This is a genomic window from Modicisalibacter coralii (genome assembly GCF_004117855.1).
Classification (GTDB): Bacteria; Pseudomonadota; Gammaproteobacteria; order Pseudomonadales; family Halomonadaceae; genus Modicisalibacter; species Modicisalibacter coralii.
Map to the genome: position 1 here is coordinate 62,874 of NZ_QWBW01000009.1, position 15,726 is coordinate 78,599.

Sequence of the window (15,726 nt, forward strand, 5' to 3'; positions counted from 1 at the left end):
CATCATGAGGCCGAGACCACTCGCCGTAGAAGGATGACTCGATGCCGAGATTCGGCGATCGTCTGCCCACGCTGCTGGTCTGGCTGGGCTCGCTGCTGCTGGCAGGGGGCTTCGGCGCGATGGCCTGGCTGGCCATGGGCAGCGATACCCAAGGGCTGAGTCACGATTTCGCCCATGTCGCCACCGAGCAGGCGACCACCGTTCGCGCCACCGAGACCGGCCTGATGCGCGAGGCCAGGACGCTGGCGGCGGCGCTGGCCGCCGATCCCTTGCTGGGTCGCGAGGCCGATGCGGCCGGTGCCTCGCACGAGGACGCCCGGCGCGATCTGCGACGGCGCCTGGAACACTACCTGGACGGCCTGGTCGATCAGGGCGTGGCGCGCATCGCCATCTATTCCGATCACGCGACGCAACCACTGGCCAGTGTGGTCAATACTGCCCTGGCGACGCGCTTGCCGGGCGCCGGAGGGAACGACGAACGCGGAACGCACCTGGTGGTCGGCGACGCCGGGGTCTTCGTGCGGGCGCTGGCACCGCTCGGCGAGGCCAGCCGCGTGGTGATCGACACCGTTCTGAGTCGTGAACTCAGGGCGCTCGACGCCCGGATCGGTGGTGGTGTGGCGCTATTGGCGCGGCCGCCGGGATCGGCGACGTCCTGGAAACTGATCCGACGCACCCGCCCGGAGATCACCGCCTGGCTGAACGACGCCGAATTGCCGTCTTCCGGCGACGAGGAGCGCCATACGGTCGTCGACATCCATGGCCGGCATTTTCTGCTCACCGTGATACCGCTGAGTTTCCGGATCGCTGGCGCGATGGCGCCGGTATCCTCGGGACGTGCCGCGGTTGCGGTCTGGCAGGACGTCACCGACGAACTGGCCGCCTATCATGCCGACCGCTTAGGAACGTTGCTGCGCTGGGGCGGCGCCTGGGTGCTGGCGCAGCTGTGTCTGCTGGGGCTGCTGCTGGGTACCCGCCGCGCGACTCGCCGGCAGGTGGTCGCGAGCCAGCGGCGGCTGCAGAAGATCGCCTCGCAGACCCCGGGCATGATCTATCAGTTCCGGCGCAGCCCGTCGGGACACTACAGCTTCCCCTATGCCAGCGAGGCGATCCGTACGCTCTACGAGATCAGCCCCGAGCAGGCCCGGCAGAACGTCGACTCGGTCTTCGCCATGATCGACCCGCGTGACCTGCCCGAGGTCCAGCGCACCATCGAGGTCTCGGCGGCGAACCTGACGCCCTGGCAGGGGGAATATCGCGTCCATTATCGCGACGGTCGCATGGCCTGGATGGCGGGGCAGTCGATTCCCGAGCGCGACGACGAAGGTGGGGTGCTCTGGCACGGGTTCATCCATGACATCAGCGAACGCAAGCGTATCGAGGAGATGAAGAACGGTTTCGTCTCGACGGTCAGTCACGAGCTGCGCACGCCGCTGACGTCCATCAGTGGCTCGTTGAAGCTGTTGAACGGCGGGGCCCTGGGCGCGTTGCCCGAGAGTGCCCGGCCGATGCTGAAGATCGCGGAGCACAACGCCGAGCGTCTGACCCACCTGATCAACGATCTGCTGGACATGGACAAGTTGGTGGCCGGCCAGATGGCCTTCGACATGCAGATACGGTCGCTGATGCCGCTGATCGACGAAGCCATCGAGAGCAACCAGGGCTTTGCCTCGCAGCACGAGGTCGTGGTGGTGCTGGCGGCACGGGTGCCGGAGGTGCACGTGCGCGTCGATGCCATGCGCTTTCAGCAGGTGATGGCCAACCTGCTCTCCAATGCCATCAAGTTCTCGCCGCCGCAGGGGCGGGTCGAGATACACGTGGGCCTGGTCGGCGCGAAGGTGCGCATCGCGGTGAGCGATCGGGGGCCGGGGATTCCAGCCGACTTCCAGCCGAAGATCTTCGAGAAGTTCGCCCAGGCGGACGCCACGACCACACGCCAGAAGGGGGGCACGGGGTTGGGCCTGGCCATCACCCGGGATCTGGTGATGGGCATGAAAGGCGAGATCGGCTTCGAGACCGAGCCGGGGGAAGGCACGACCTTTCACGTCGATCTGCCGATCCCCGAGGATAGCGCCGCCGCCGGGTCGCTCGAGGCCGACGAGGCACCCTCACCGGGGGAATCGCGCGGCAACATCCTGATCGTCGAGGACGAGGCCGACGTGGCGTCGCTGATGCGCTCGATGCTGCACTACCGGGGCTATCGCGCCCAGGTCGCGCGGGACGCGGCGAGTGCCCGCAGTCTGCTGACCCGAGAGGCCTTCGATGCGGTGACCCTGGATCTGCGGCTCCCCGACGAGCATGGCCTGGCCCTGCTGCGCTGGTTGCGCGATACGCCGGCGACCGAAGGGTTGCCGGTGATCGTGGTCTCGGCGACGTCCGACGACGGCCTGCTGCCGCTGGACGGCTCCCTGGCCGTGCAGGACTGGCTCGTCAAGCCGATCGACGATGCCCGCCTGGCCCGTGCGCTGCGCAAGGCGCTCGGCGTCGGTCGTTCGCTGCCCCGGGTGCTGTATGTCGAGGACGATCCGGATCTGGGCGACGTGATCGCCGCCTTGACCCGGGAGCGGTTCGACATGGAGATTGCCGGGAGTCTGGCGGCGGCACGGCAGTGCCTGGCCCGCGATGAGTACGCCCTGGTGATGCTCGATCTGCAACTGAGCGATGGCTCGGGGTGGGAACTGCTGCCGACGATCGCCGGCCTTCACCCGCGACCGGCGGTAGTGGTGGTCTCCGGCAGGGACCTGAGCGAGGCGGAGCTGGCCCGGGTCGACGGTGCCATCGCCAAGTCCATGATCACCCAGCAGGCGTCCCTGAAGACCCTGCTGGCAACCTCCCGCGCGGGCGGCTAGCGCCGGCTGCGACGCGCCTCGCGGGTGCGTGCCAGCTGGCGGGCGCGGGCCTTTTCGCGGTCGTTGGCCCCGGCGTTGGGGTCGTAGGGGTTGCTGCCCGAGCGGAACTCGAAGCGGATCGGGGTGCCGCGCACCTTGAGCACCTTGCGGAAGGTGTTGGTCAGGTAGCGCTTGTAGGCTTCGGGGAGCGCCTGCGTCTGGTTGCCGTGAACGACGATGATCGGCGGATTGCTGCCGCCCTGGTGGGCCATGCGCAGCTTGATGCGCCGGCCGTTGACCAGCGGTGGCTGATGCTCGCTGATCGCGTCCTGGAGGATGGTGGTCAGGCGGTTGGTCGACCAGTGGGCGGTGGCGGCCTTGAAGGCGCGCTCGATCGACGGGTAGAGATCGCCCACGGCGGTGCCGTGCAGCGCCGAGATGAAGTGCAGGTCGGCGTAGTCGGCGAAGCCCAGGCGGCGCTTGATCTCGCTGCGCATCTTGTCGCGCTGCTCGCTCTCCAGGCCGTCCCACTTGTTGACCGCCAGCACCAGCGCCCGCCCCGAAGAGAGCACATAGTCGAGCAGGTGCAGGTCCTGTTCGACCAGCCCGCTGCGGGCGTCGAGCACCATGATCGAGACATGGCACTCCTTGATCGCCTCGAGCGTCTTGATGATCGAGAACTTCTCGGCCACCAGGCTGACGTTCTTGCGCCGGCGCACGCCGGCGGTGTCGACCAGCACGTAGGGCCGGCCGCGGCGCTCGAAGGGAATCTCGATGGCATCGCGGGTGGTGCCGGCCTCGTCGAAGACCACCACCCGGTCCTCGCCGAGCAGGCGGTTGACCAGCGTCGACTTGCCGACATTGGGTCGGCCGATCACGCCGATGCGGATGCCCTGGTCGGTGTCGGGCGGCGCCGGGTGCTCCTCGCGTTCGGGGAAGGGCGCGAGCACCTCGTCGATCAGCGCGGTCACGTTGCGCCCGTGGCTGGCGGCGATGGGCCGCGGATCGCCGAGCCCCAGCCCCCAGAACTCGGCCATCGCCGAGTGCTCCTCGAGACCATCGGTCTTGTTGACCACCAGCCAGGTCTTCTTCTGGTTGACCCGCAGGTGATTGGCGATCGCCTCGTCGGCGGGAATCAGCCCGCTGCGCGCATCGACCAGGAACAGCACGATATCGGCCTCGTCGATCGCCAGCAGCGACTGCTCGGCCATGGCGGCGTCGATGCCCTGCTCGTCGCCGCTGATGCCGCCGGTGTCGATGACGGTGTATTCCTTGCCGCCGAGCTGGCCGTTGCCGTACTTGCGGTCGCGGGTCAGCCCCGGGAAGTCGGCCACCAGGGCATCGCGAGACCGGGTCAGGCGATTGAAGAGCGTCGATTTGCCGACATTGGGTCGGCCGACGAGGGCGATCACGGGATTCATGGAGTCAAGGAGCCGGAGTCAGGAGCGGGATTTCGCGCCGCCCAGGACGGGCGCGCGGTCAAGGACGCGATTCTAGCATTACCCGGGCGGGGCGCCCAATGCTTGCGCGACGGTGATGCCGACGGGCCGGGCGGCCCGTCGGCGCGGGGGTCATTCGCCGCCGCGATCGCTGACCCGGTAGGCGGCGAGGTCGCCGTCGTTGTTCATCACGAAGAGCTGCTTGCCGTCGGCGAGCGGCGTCAGGCTGATGCCGTCGCCCAGGTCGGTGCGGCCCACCAGTTCGCCGCTCTCGGCGTCGAGCAGGTGGATGTAGCCCTGGTAGTCGCCGACGGCGATGCGCCCGTCGATGAAGGTCGGCGCGGTCAGGCTGCGTCCCTCCAGGGCATCGGATTCCCACATCACCCGGCCCGACTTGGCGTCGATGGCCATCACGTGGCTGTTCGCGGTGACCGTGAACAGAAAGTCGCCGACCAGAGCCGGGCTCAGATAGCTCGAGGCCTCGCGCTCCCAGAGGATCTCGCCGCTGGTCGCCTGCAGGGCCAGCAGCCGGCCGTTGTAGCTGGTCACGTAGAGGCGGCCGTCACGGGTCAGTAGCGGCTGGCCGTCGAGATCGACCAGCCGGTCGACCTCGGTGCGGCCTTGCGGCACGGCGACGCGCATGTCCCACAGCGGCTGGCCGTTGCGGTTGTCGAGGGTGACCAGGCGGCCGTTGGCGAAGCCGGCGAAGCTGACCTGGTTGATCACCCGCGGCGTGCCGGTGCCGCGCAGGGTCAGGGCCGGCTCGTTGCTGGTGTAGACCCAGCGCTCTTCGCCGGTGGCACGATCCAGGGCGGTCACCGCGCCGTCGACGCTCTGCACGACGAGCAGCTCGCTGTTGGCCTGGGGCGGTGCCAGCACCTCGCTGGAGACCCGCGAGCGCCACACGATGCTGCCGTCGTCCTGATCGAGAGCCAGGACCTCGCCGTTGCGGGTGCCCAGGTAGACCTGGCCGGCCACCGCACTGAGGCCGCTGGAGACCGGCGTGTCGAGCTCGATCTGCCAGAGCCGCTCGCCGCTGTCGGCATCGATGGCGCGCAGCAGGCCCGACTGGTCGGCGGCGAACAGCCGGCCGTCGTCGAGTGCCGGCGTGATCGGATAGCGGGCGATACCCAGGCCGTCGCCGATCTGCTGGCTCCACTGTTCGTGGATGTCGACCTGACGGTCGATGTCGGTGAGCGGCTTGGGCGGATATTCCGGCTCGACGTTGCCCGAGCAGCCCGCCAGCAGCGAGATCAGCAGGGCCGGGGCGAGCAGTTGGGTAAGCTTCATAGGGTGGCGTCCTCCGCACCGAGATTGTCGAGCTTGAGCTGGGCGCCGAACACCGGCTGACCGGCCTCGCGGGACAGGTCGAGCGCCTGCTGGTAGGCCTGGCGAGCCGCGTCGCGGCGATCCAGCGCGAGCAGGGTGTCGCCGCGGGTCACGGCGCGCTGGGCACCGAGAGTGTCGGGCACGCCGGCGTCGAGGGTGTCGAGCGCGGCCTGGGCCTCGTCGTCGGCGATCTGGATGCGCGCCAGGCGCAGTCGGGCGAGCCCCTGAAGATAGCTGTCGCCGCTGTCGTCGATCACCGCCTGCAGGGCCTTGCGGGCACCGGCGTGATCGTCGTCGGCGATCTCCAGGCGCGCCTGGATCAGCGTGGCGAGACTGGCGTAGAGCGTGCCGCCGTGCTCGTTGCGCAGGGTGTCGATCAGGTCGTCGGCCTGGCTGATCGCCTTGTCGTCGAGGTCGTCGCGACTGGCCAGCGCGAGCAATTGCTGATAGCGCGCCGAAGCGGCCTCGGCCTGGCCGTCCTGGTAGCGTTCCCAGGCCTTCCAGCCGACCACCGCGGCCACCGCGACGACGACGCCGAGGAGCAGCGCCTTGCCGTTTTCGTTCCACCAGCGCTTGATCGCATCAAGCTGTTCTTCTTCGCTCCTAAGCTCGGCCACCGATGGCCCCTCCTATGCCGTGAGGTTCCGTGCCGGCGGCACGGAACTGGGTCTCAGTCGAGTCGTTCGCCCAGCCGGGCGATCGCCGCCGCCTGGTCCAGGGTTTCCTGCTCGCGCTCCTCGCGCAGGTACTTGACGGTGAGCTGCCCCTGGGCGAGTTCGTCCTCGCCGAGGATCAGCGCCAGCCGGGCACCGCTGCGGTCGGCCTTCTTGATCTGGCTCTTGAAACCGCCGCCGCCGCAGTGCACCTGCAGAGCCAGACCGGGCAGGGCGTCGCGCAGCCGCTCGCCGAGCAGCAGTGCCTCGGCCTCGGCGCCTTCACCCATCGCCAGCAGGTAGGCGTCGGGGCCGCGCTGCGTCTCGGCGGGCACCAGCTCGAGGGTCTCGAGCAGCAGGATCAGGCGTTCGACGCCCATGGCGAAGCCCACCGCCGGCGTCGGCTTGCCGCCGAGCTGCTCGACCAGGCCGTCGTAGCGGCCGCCGGCGCAGACGGTCCCCTGGCTGCCCAGCGCCGTGGTGGTCCACTCGAACACGGTCCGCGAGTAGTAGTCCAGCCCGCGTACCAGCCGCGGGTTGATGCGATAGCCGATGCCGGCCGCATCGAGCCGCGCGGTGAGCGCGGCGAAGTGCTCGCGCGAGGCGTCGTCGAGGTGGTCGAGCAGCTGCGGTGCGCCGGCCAGCATCTCGGCCATGTCGGGATTCTTGGAATCGAGGATGCGCAGCGGGTTGCTGGTCAGGCGACGCCGGGAATCCTCGTCGAGCACGTCGCGGTGCTGCTCGAAGTAGGCGACCAGGGTGTCGCGGTAGGCGGCACGCGCCTCGGGCGAACCCAGTGAGTTGAGTTCCAGGGTGACGTGTTCGAAGAGACCGAGCTGCTTCCACAGCCGCGCCGAGAGCAGGATCACTTCGACATCGATGTCCGGCCCCTCGAGGCCGTAGGCCTCGATGCCCACCTGGTGGAACTGCCGGTAGCGGCCCTTCTGGGGGCGCTCGTGGCGGAACATCGGTCCCTGGTACCACAGCCGCTGGGTCTGGTTGTGCAGCAGGCCGTGCTCCATGGCGGCGCGCACGCAGGCGGCGGTGCCTTCGGGCCGCAGCGTCAGGCTGTCGCCGTTACGGTCGTCGAAGGTGTACATCTCCTTCTCGACGATGTCGGTCACCTCGCCGATCGAGCGGGCGAACAGCGCGGTCTGCTCGACGATCGGGGTGCGGATCTCGCGATAGCCGTAGCGCTGCATCAGCGTGCGGACCTGTCCCTCGAAGTACTGCCACAGCGGCGATTCATCGGGCAACAGGTCGTTCATGCCACGAATGGCCTGGATCTTCTTGCTCAACGGGGTTGTTCTCCTGACGACCGACGACGGACCCGAAGGCCCGTCGCCGGCAAACGCGAAACTCAGCCCTCGCGGGCGATGGTGTTCTGCTCGGCCTGTTCCTTTTCGCGAACCTTGTCGCGGATCAGCCGCTCGAGGTCGTCGACCAGGTGATCGTTGCGCAGCTTGGAGGCCGGCTTGCCGTCGATGTAGACGAGGTTGGCGGGGCTGCCGCCGGTCAGGCCGATGTCGCTCTCCTTGGCCTCGCCGGGGCCGTTGACCACGCAGCCGATCACCGAGACGTCGAGCGGCGTCATGATGTCGTCGAGACGTTCCTCGAGGGCGTTCATGGTGCCGATCACGTCGAAGTTCTGACGCGAGCAGCTGGGGCAGGCGACGAAGTTGATGCCCTTGGAGCGCAGACGCAGGCTCTTGAGCATGTCGTAGCCGACCTTGACCTCCTCGACCGGGTCGGCGGCCAGCGACACGCGGATGGTGTCGCCGATGCCGTCCATCAGCAGCATGCCCAGTCCGATGGACGACTTGACGGTGCCCGAGCGCAGGCCGCCGGCCTCGGTGATCCCCAGGTGCAGCGGCTGTTCGATGCGCGTGGCCAGATCGCGATAGGCGGCGACTGCCATGAACACGTCGGAGGCCTTGACGCTGACCTTGAAGTCGGGGAAATCGAGCCGGTCGAGGTGGTCAATGTGGCGCATCGCCGATTCCACCAGCGCGGCGGGGGTGGGCTCGCCATACTTGCGCTGCAGGCTCTTCTCGAGCGAACCGGCGTTGACGCCGATACGGATCGGGATGCCGTTGTCGCGGGCGGCGCTGACCACCGCCTGCACCCGATCCTCGCGGCCGATGTTGCCGGGGTTGATGCGCAGGCAGTCGACGCCCAGTTCGGCGACACGCAGGGCGATCTTGTAGTCGAAATGGATGTCGGCGACCAGGGGCACCGGCGAGCGGGCCTTGATCCGGCCGAACGCCTCGGCGGCATCCATGGTCGGTACCGAGACGCGCACGATGTCGGCGCCGGCCATGGCCAGGCGGTTGATCTGCTCGACGGTGGCATCGACGTCGAGGGTGTCTGTGTTGGTCATGCTCTGCACGGAGATGGGCGCATCGCCGCCCACCGCCACGGAGCCGACGTGAATCTGGCGCGACTTGCGCCGCTGGATCGGAGACTGAGCGTGCATTGCGAATTACTCTCCCAGGGACTCGCCCAGCGTGAAACGGGCGACATTGTTGCCGCCGGTGTGAGCGCCGAGGTCGACGGGCTTGCCGCGATAGCTCAGCTCGACGCCGCTGGCATTGCCGATGGTCAGGCGAAACGGGGGTTCGCCCTCGGCGGTTGCCTGGGTACCGGCGGACTGCAGACCGACCAGGATGCGTCGGTCGTTGGCGTCGAAGATCTCGGTCCACGACTGTTCGTTGAAGGTGAATGACAGTCGACGGGCGTTGTCCGCCGCCGCACTGGTCGACTCGGCCGCCGCCGTGGTTTGATCGTCGTCGGCACCGGTCGCGTCACCGGTGTTGCCGGCGGCGGGTGTGTCGCCGGCACTGGCGGTGCCACCCGTGGTACTGGCGGCGTCGGTTGTCGGCGTGGCGGTGGCATTCGCCTGTTCGCTGGCCGGGTCGCCGTCGGCCGGAGTGGCGGTGGCGTCTTCGCCGCCCTGGGCCGGTGCGTCGTTGTCGTCGACCAGGCCGAGCTGGCTTTCCTTCTCGGGCAGCGGCGGGAGGTTCTCGTCGTCGGTGCCGGTCGAGGTGGTGATATCGCCGTTCGTCGACTCGCTCGCCGGCGCGTCGCTGACGCTCTGGGTGGCGGTTTCCTCGCTGTCGCCGAGGCCCAGCAGATCGTTACCGTTGCGGCTCTGCCACCACACCAGGGTCAGGCCGATCAGACCGGCGATCACCAGCAGCGTGAACAGCTTGATGACCCAGGCGCCGACCCGCGACGGTGGCCGGGACACCTGAACCGGTGTGATGCGTCGGTCGATGTCGCTCTTGGTGTCGCCGTAGAGGCGGTTGTAGGCCCCCACGACCTCGCTTTCCTCGAGGCCCATCAGGCGGGCATAGGCGCGCAGGTAGCCGCGCCGATAGGCGGCGATGGGGATCTCGCTGTACTGGTCGCTTTCGAGTCCGGTGACCACCGCCGGACGCAGGTTGAGCTGCACCGCCACTTCCTCGAGGGACAGCCCCTGACGCTCGCGCTCGCGCCTGAGCAGCTCGCCCGGCGAGTCGTTCCGGGCGTTGACGTCGGGGTCGAGACTGGCTTCGTGTCGTTGTGGTGTGTCGCTCATGACTGAGCAGTCCTCTTGAAATCGTGGTCAGGGGGCTTGCCGGGACTCGTTCAACTGCCGGGAATAGAAAGCGGCCGTGGCACCGTCGCCGCGCGCGCTGGCGATCTGCTCGGCCAGACGCAGGCTGTCGGGCGTGGTGCCGACCAACCGGATGAAGCGTTGCAGTTGGGTCCAGGCACGATCCTCGTCGCCCCGTGCGTGGAGTGTTTCGGCGAGCGCCAGATAACTCGGCGCGTAACGTGGGTCGATCGCCTGGGCTTTCTCGAGATCCTCGATGGCCGCCTGGCGATCGCCGAGATCGCGCCGGCAGCGCCCCAGGTTGGTGAACAGCTGGGCGCGATTGTCGTAATGGATGTCCCGGGTGGCCCGCTGGAGCTGGTCGCAGGCCTCGGCCACGTCGCCCTGGGCATAGAGAAAGGCCGCATAGTTGTTGCGGGCCCGGGTGAAGTCGGGGGCGGCGTCGAGCGCACGGCGGAAGAACTGCCGCGCCAGGTCGCTCTCGCCCTGGCGTTGATAGAGCAGGGCGCTGGCCTGAAGGGCATCCGGGTCGTCGGGATCGATCGACAGCGCCTTGTCGAGCTTGTCACGAGCCCGGGGCAGGTTGCCCTGACGCATGTATTCGATACCCATCGTCACGTTGAGCTTCACCGCCTGGGCGGGGTTCGCGCCGCTCTCCAGACCGTCGGACTGCGTGGTGGCGCAGCCGGACAGCCAGAGCATGCCGAGCAGGGCGGCACACCACAGCGGGGCGAATGACGGACGTTGGCGACGAATCATGCACTCCTCTCGACAGTGACGGTCCCGGTCAGGACTCGCGTCGAATCAATACATTGCGGGGTGACGATGTCGAGTCGACCCGTGACGGCGAAGCGTACTCATAAAAGCGCCGCACCGAGTTGAAGTCAAGGACACCCCGGCGACTCAGTCGGCATCCAGCTGAATCGATTGGATATAGCGTTCGTGGCGGCGGGTGCGGTCCTTGACCCGACCGACCAGCTGACCGCAGGCGGCATCGATGTCGTCGCCGCGGGTGCTACGGATCGGCGCCGTGTAGCCGAGCTCGTAGAGCCACTGCTGAAAGCGCATGGTCTGGTTGCGCGAGGGCTTCTCGTAGCCCGAATGCGGAAACGGGTTGAACGGAATCAGGTTGATCTTGCACGGCAGTTCGTCGAGCAGCGCGGCGAGCTGTTCGGCGTGCTCGCGCTGGTCGTTGACGTCCTTGATCAGCGTGTACTCGATGGTGATCAGGCGCGTGTCGTCGCACTTGGCCAGGTAGCGCTGGCAGGCATCGAGCAGCTTGCGAATATCGTACTTGCGGTTGAGCGGCACCAGTTCGTTGCGCAGCTCGTCGTTGGCGGCGTGCAGCGAGATCGCCAGACTCACGTCGATCTCGTCGCCGAGCTTGTCGATCATCGGCACCACGCCGGAGGTCGACAGCGTCACGCGGCGCTTGGACAGCCCGTAGCCGTTGTCGTCGAGCATCAGCTTCATCGCCGACACGACGTTGTCGTAGTTGAGCAGCGGTTCGCCCATGCCCATCATCACCACGTTGGTGACCGGGCGGTTGGCGGTATCGCGACGCGGCCCCGCGCTGCGGCTGGCGACCCACACCTGACCGATGACCTCGGCGGCGGTGAGGTTGCGCTGAAAGCCCTGCTTGCCGGTGGAACAGAAGCTGCAGTCCAGCGAGCAGCCGACCTGCGACGACACGCACAGCGTGCGCCGGTTGCCGTTTTCGGAGGGGATCAGCACGGTCTCGACGTAGCTGCCGTCCTCGACCTCGAGCACCCACTTGCGCGTGCCGTCGCTCGACGTGCCCTCGTAGACCACCCCGGGGCCGCGAATCTCGGCCACTTCGGCCAGGCGCGCGCGCAGGGCCTTGGAGAGGTTGGTCATGGCCTCGAAGTCGTCGCAGCCTTCGTGATGGATCCACTTCATCACCTGGCTGGCGCGAAATTTCTTCTCGCCGATCGAGACGAAGAAGGCTTCCATCTGCTCGCGGGACAGGCCGAGCAGGTTGGTGCGAGGGGTATGGGTGGTGGCGGTCATGATGGTCAACCGATGGTCGGTGGGGCGGACGGCGAGGGGCCCGGAGCGGTCGGAGCGGGAGCCTGCGGCCCCCGCGAACCGGCTCAGCGCGGGCAGATCTCGTCGGCGCCGAAGAAGAAGGCCACTTCGCGCTCGGCGGATTCCGGCGAGTCGGAACCGTGCACGGCGTTGGCGTCGATGGACTGCGCGTAGTCGGCACGGATGGTGCCCGGCGCGGCTTCCTGCGGGTTGGTGGCGCCCATCAGGTCACGGTTCTTGGCGATGGCGTCCTCGCCTTCCAGGACCTGGACGACCACCGGGCCGGAGGTCATGAAACCGACCAGCTCACCGAAGAAGCCGCGCTCCTTGTGCTCGGCATAGAAGCCTTCGGCCTGCTCCTTGGACAGGTGCAGCATCTTGGCCGCGACGACCTTGAGGCCGGCCTTCTCGAAGCGGCTGATGATCTCGCCGATGACGTTCTTGGAAACGGCGTCGGGCTTGATGATGGACAGCGTGCGCTGGGTTGCCATGCAGGGTATCTCCGTGAACAGGGGATGGCGTGAATACGGCTGCGCGCCGCGAGGATCGCAGCGCGCAGGAGTCGGGTTCAGGTGCCGGACCGCGGGGGCCGGGCTGAAAAGCGCCTAATTATAGCGGCTCTGGCGCGGCTTGACACCCCGCGCGGCCGGCGCTCACCGGGGGCTTACAAAAACCGGGTCAGACGCTGAAGCTCTCGCCGCAACCGCACTGGTCCTTGACGTTGGGGTTGTTGAAGCGAAAGAAGCGGTTGAGCCCCTCGTTGACGTAGTCGACCTCGCTGCCGTCGAGCATCTCGAGCGCCTCGGGAGCGACGAACACCTTGGCGCCGTGCGCTTCGAAGGCCACGTCCTTGTCGATCGCCTCGTCGGCGAAGTCGAGCACATAGCTGTAGCCGGAGCAGCCGCTGGGCTTGACGCTCACGCGCAGGCCCAGGCCGTGCCCGCGTTCGTCGAGCACGCGATGGATCTGATCGGCGGCGGCGGGGGTGATCGAGAGTTGCGCCATGGTGGATCCTCCTGACTGCGAAGCGGCGATTCGTGCGAGCAAATCAGCCGCGTAAGGTGGTGATGGCATGCCGAATGTCGGCGACGGCGGTGTCGATGTCGGCCTCGTCGGTGAAACGGCCGAAGCTGAAGCGCAGCGCCGTCAGCGCCCGTACGCGGGGCACGCCGATGCCTTTCAGGACATAGGATGGCTCGACGCTCGCCGAATTGCAGGCCGAACCGGTGGAGACCGCGATCCCGCGCAGTGCCATGAGCAGCGACTCACCGTCGACGCCGTCGAACGACAGATTGACGATGTTGGGCACCGCCACGCCGACGTCGGTGTTGCGGTGCACGCCCTGGAGGTCGTCGAGTTCGGCCAGGAAACGCTGCGCCAGGGTGGCGATGCGCGCCTGATCGGCCTCGCCTTCGGCCTCGGCCAGGGCGAAGGCCTCGCCCATGCCGACGATCTGATGGGTGGGCAGGGTGCCTGAGCGCATGCCGCGCTCGTGGCCGCCGCCGTGGATCAGGGCCTCGAGGCGGATGTCGGGGCTGCGCCTGACGTAGAGCGCGCCGACCCCCTTGGGGCCGTAGACCTTGTGCCCGGACAGGGACATCAGGTCGATACCCAGGTCGACGACGTCCAGCGGAATCCGGCCCACCGCCTGGGCGGCGTCGACGTGGAACACCGCATCGCGGGCGTGGACCACCGCCGACAGCGCGGCCAGGTCGTTGATCGTGCCCAGTTCGTTGTTGACCGCCATCAGCGACACCAGCACGGTGTCGTCGCGCATCGCCGCGGCCAGGCGGGTCGGGGCGATGCGGCCGTCGTGACCGGGTTCCAGCCAGGTCACCTCGACGCCCTCGCGCTCCAGTGCCTGGGCAGTGTCGACCACCGCCTTGTGTTCGATGGTCGAGGTCACCAGATGATTGCCGCGATGGCGGTTGGCGCGCATGAAGCCGATCAGCGCCAGGTTGTCGGCCTCGGTGGCCCCCGAGGTCCAGACGATCTCGCGGGGGTCGGCACCGATCAGGTCGGCGACCTGACGGCGTGCCCCCTCCACCGCCTGTTCGGCCTGCCAGCCGGGCATGTGACTGCGCGAGGCCGGATTGGCGAAGACGCCATCCAGGGTCAGGTAGCGTGCCATGGTCTCGGCGACGCGGGGGTCGACCGGCGTGGTGGCAGCGTAATCGAGATAGATGGGTGCGTTCATGGCTCTCTGTATACGAGTCGCGGCGCGGCCGGGGCGGCGCTCAGGGTGACGAGACGGCGATGGTGCTGTCGGCGACGTGGAGGCGCTGACGCTCGGCGATGTGGCGCACTTCCTCGCGTTCGACCAGCGTGCCCAGCGTGATGCCCTCGAGAAACCCGTGAATCTCCTGCGACAGCTCGCACCACAGATGATGCGTCAGGCAGGTGCGGCCCTGCTGGCAGTCCGACAGGCCCTGACAGCGGGTGGCGTCGACCGATTCGTCGACGGCGTCGATCACCCGGGCCACCGAGACGGCGTGCGGGGCCACGGCCAGCAGGTAGCCGCCGCCCGGGCCGCGCACGCTCTTGACCAGCTTGGCGCGCCGCAGCCGGGCGAAGAGCTGCTCCAGATAGGACAGCGAAATGCCCTGGCGCTGCGAGATGTCGGCGAGGCTGATCGGCCCCTGGTCGCCATGCAGGGCCAGGTCGAGCATCGCGGTAACGGCGTAACGTCCTTTGGTGGTCAGGCGCATAGGGCGGTCGGGTTCGAGACGGCGAGCGAATGGCCGCGGGTCCTGCCGTGGCTCGTGGCGAGCCGCCGGGACCGACGGAATAGTGCGCTCATTATGAGAAAACCCAGTATGACGGTCAACTACTTGCCTGGCGGTGAACGGGCCTAGCGGCGCTCGCCGGAACGCCGGCGTTCGGTCTCGTCGCTTTCGGCGCTGGCCTCGACGGCCTCGTCAGCGGCAGTGGTCTCGCTGCCGCAGCAGCTGTCGACGTCGGCGAGAATCTCGGCGAAGTCCTCGTCGCGCAATTCCGGCAACCGGCCTTCCCGGTAGCCGGCGTCGAGCTTGCGCAGCGTCGAGCACATGCGTTCGATGCGCTGGTCGACGGCGTGCATGTGATCGAGCATCGCCTGCATCGAGCGAGCCACCGGGTCGGGCATGTCCTGGCTGACGCCATAGGCGTCGAAACCGAATTTCTGGCGGATCGCCTCGCGACGCTCGGGGTCGAAGTTGGGCACCTCCTCGGCGTCGGGATCGGCGCGCTTGACGATCTTGCCGGGAATGCCGACCACCGTGGCGCCCGCCGGCACGGCCTTGGTGATCACCGCGTTGGAGCCGATCTTGGCGCCGGCGCCGACGGTGAAGGGGCCGAGGATCTTGGCGCCGGCGCCGACGATCACGCCGTCTTCCAGCGTCGGGTGGCGCTTGCCCTTGTTCCAACTGGTGCCGCCCAGGGTGACGCCCTGATAGAGCGTGACGTCGTCGCCCACTTCGGCGGTCTCGCCGATCACCACGCCCATACCGTGGTCGATGAAGAAGCGCCGGCCGATACGCGCCCCGGGGTGGATCTCGATGCCGGTCAGCCAGCGCGCCAGGCTCGAGACGCTCTTGGCCAGCCACTTGCAATCGCGACGCCACAGCCAGTGACTCACATGGTGGGCGAGCAGGGCATGCAGACCCGGATAGTTGGTCAGCACCTCGAGGAAGTTGCGTGCCGCCGGGTCGCGGTCGAACACGCTGTTGATGTCTTCACGCAGACGGCGAAACATGAAGCGTTCCTTGTTGACGGATCGGCGGGCGCAGGCCACGGCCGCTGACGGGATGATCACCCATTATTGGGGCGCCGCGCGCGCCCTGCAAGGCACC

At 68.0% G+C, this 15,726-nt stretch carries 14 protein-coding genes; 1 reads left to right on the plus strand and 13 read right to left on the minus strand.

From position 1 onward, the window contains the following. The first annotated feature begins 41 nt into the window (after positions 1-41). Entirely contained in the window at positions 42-2,849 is a 2,808-nt protein-coding gene (locus tag D0901_RS05290) for a response regulator (RefSeq protein WP_129139256.1), read from the plus strand. Here D0901_RS05290 and der read toward each other — a convergent pair. From der to cysE, 13 genes are all read right to left on the minus strand, one after another. After that, on the minus strand, positions 2,846-4,249 hold the full coding sequence (der, locus tag D0901_RS05295; protein WP_129139257.1) for a ribosome biogenesis GTPase Der: 1,404 nt from the start codon (positions 4,247-4,249) through the stop codon (positions 2,846-2,848). The genes D0901_RS05290 and der overlap by 4 nt on opposite strands. A gap of 150 nt (positions 4,250-4,399) precedes the next feature. Beyond that, positions 4,400-5,557 (minus strand): outer membrane protein assembly factor BamB, encoded by a 1,158-nt coding sequence (gene bamB / locus D0901_RS05300; protein WP_129139258.1) that lies wholly within the window; start codon positions 5,555-5,557, stop codon positions 4,400-4,402. Further along, positions 5,554-6,213: a YfgM family protein gene (locus tag D0901_RS05305; RefSeq protein ID WP_129139259.1), complete on the minus strand. Its 660-nt coding sequence runs from the start codon at positions 6,211-6,213 to the stop codon at positions 5,554-5,556. The genes bamB and D0901_RS05305 overlap by 4 nt, the downstream gene beginning before the upstream one ends. Before the next feature lie 53 nt (positions 6,214-6,266). Next, positions 6,267-7,547: a histidine--tRNA ligase gene (hisS, locus tag D0901_RS05310; RefSeq protein ID WP_129139260.1), complete on the minus strand. Its 1,281-nt coding sequence runs from the start codon at positions 7,545-7,547 to the stop codon at positions 6,267-6,269. A 62-nt stretch (positions 7,548-7,609) separates the two neighbouring features. Further along, positions 7,610-8,725: a flavodoxin-dependent (E)-4-hydroxy-3-methylbut-2-enyl-diphosphate synthase gene (gene ispG / locus D0901_RS05315; RefSeq protein WP_129139261.1), complete on the minus strand. Its 1,116-nt coding sequence runs from the start codon at positions 8,723-8,725 to the stop codon at positions 7,610-7,612. Positions 8,726-8,731: 6 nt separating this feature from the next. Further along, the gene (locus tag D0901_RS05320; RefSeq protein ID WP_129139262.1) at positions 8,732-9,829 is read right to left on the minus strand and encodes a RodZ domain-containing protein; all 1,098 of its coding nucleotides are present in this window, start codon (positions 9,827-9,829) and stop codon (positions 8,732-8,734) included. Between the two features lie 27 nt (positions 9,830-9,856). Further along, positions 9,857-10,606, minus strand: coding sequence for a type IV pilus biogenesis/stability protein PilW (gene pilW, locus D0901_RS05325; RefSeq protein WP_129139263.1), 750 nt, complete (start codon positions 10,604-10,606; stop codon positions 9,857-9,859). Positions 10,607-10,750: 144 nt separating this feature from the next. After that, entirely contained in the window at positions 10,751-11,878 is a 1,128-nt protein-coding gene (rlmN, locus tag D0901_RS05330; RefSeq protein WP_129139264.1) for a dual-specificity RNA methyltransferase RlmN, read from the minus strand. Positions 11,879-11,961: 83 nt separating this feature from the next. Beyond that, entirely contained in the window at positions 11,962-12,387 is a 426-nt protein-coding gene (gene ndk, locus D0901_RS05335) for a nucleoside-diphosphate kinase (protein WP_129139265.1), read from the minus strand. 187 nt (positions 12,388-12,574) lie between these two features. Beyond that, a complete protein-coding gene (locus tag D0901_RS05340) occupies positions 12,575-12,901 on the minus strand; it encodes a HesB/IscA family protein (RefSeq protein ID WP_129139266.1) in 327 nt (108 codons plus the stop codon). A 43-nt stretch (positions 12,902-12,944) separates the two neighbouring features. Next, a complete protein-coding gene (locus D0901_RS05345; protein ID WP_129139267.1) occupies positions 12,945-14,093 on the minus strand; it encodes an aminotransferase class V-fold PLP-dependent enzyme in 1,149 nt (382 codons plus the stop codon). A gap of 40 nt (positions 14,094-14,133) precedes the next feature. Further along, entirely contained in the window at positions 14,134-14,604 is a 471-nt protein-coding gene (iscR, locus tag D0901_RS05350) for a Fe-S cluster assembly transcriptional regulator IscR (RefSeq protein WP_129139268.1), read from the minus strand. Positions 14,605-14,747: 143 nt separating this feature from the next. Beyond that, on the minus strand, positions 14,748-15,629 hold the full coding sequence (gene cysE / locus D0901_RS05355) for a serine O-acetyltransferase (protein ID WP_233440363.1): 882 nt from the start codon (positions 15,627-15,629) through the stop codon (positions 14,748-14,750). Positions 15,630-15,726: the final 97 nt, after the last annotated feature.

Bases quoted from the DNA above. Each gene is read 5' to 3' on its own strand.
- D0901_RS05290 (WP_129139256.1), top strand. From the start codon at position 42: ATGCCGAGATTCGGCGATCGTCTGCCCACGCTGCTGGTCTGGCTGGGC.
- der (WP_129139257.1), bottom strand. From the start codon at position 4,249: ATGAATCCCGTGATCGCCCTCGTCGGCCGACCCAATGTCGGCAAATCG.
- bamB (WP_129139258.1), bottom strand. From the start codon at position 5,557: ATGAAGCTTACCCAACTGCTCGCCCCGGCCCTGCTGATCTCGCTGCTG.
- ispG (WP_129139261.1), bottom strand. From the start codon at position 8,725: ATGCACGCTCAGTCTCCGATCCAGCGGCGCAAGTCGCGCCAGATTCAC.
- D0901_RS05320 (WP_129139262.1), bottom strand. From the start codon at position 9,829: ATGAGCGACACACCACAACGACACGAAGCCAGTCTCGACCCCGACGTC.
- pilW (WP_129139263.1), bottom strand. From the start codon at position 10,606: ATGATTCGTCGCCAACGTCCGTCATTCGCCCCGCTGTGGTGTGCCGCC.
- rlmN (WP_129139264.1), bottom strand. From the start codon at position 11,878: ATGACCGCCACCACCCATACCCCTCGCACCAACCTGCTCGGCCTGTCC.
- ndk (WP_129139265.1), bottom strand. From the start codon at position 12,387: ATGGCAACCCAGCGCACGCTGTCCATCATCAAGCCCGACGCCGTTTCC.
- D0901_RS05340 (WP_129139266.1), bottom strand. From the start codon at position 12,901: ATGGCGCAACTCTCGATCACCCCCGCCGCCGCCGATCAGATCCATCGC.
- D0901_RS05345 (WP_129139267.1), bottom strand. From the start codon at position 14,093: ATGAACGCACCCATCTATCTCGATTACGCTGCCACCACGCCGGTCGAC.
- iscR (WP_129139268.1), bottom strand. From the start codon at position 14,604: ATGCGCCTGACCACCAAAGGACGTTACGCCGTTACCGCGATGCTCGAC.
- cysE (WP_233440363.1), bottom strand. From the start codon at position 15,629: ATGTTTCGCCGTCTGCGTGAAGACATCAACAGCGTGTTCGACCGCGAC.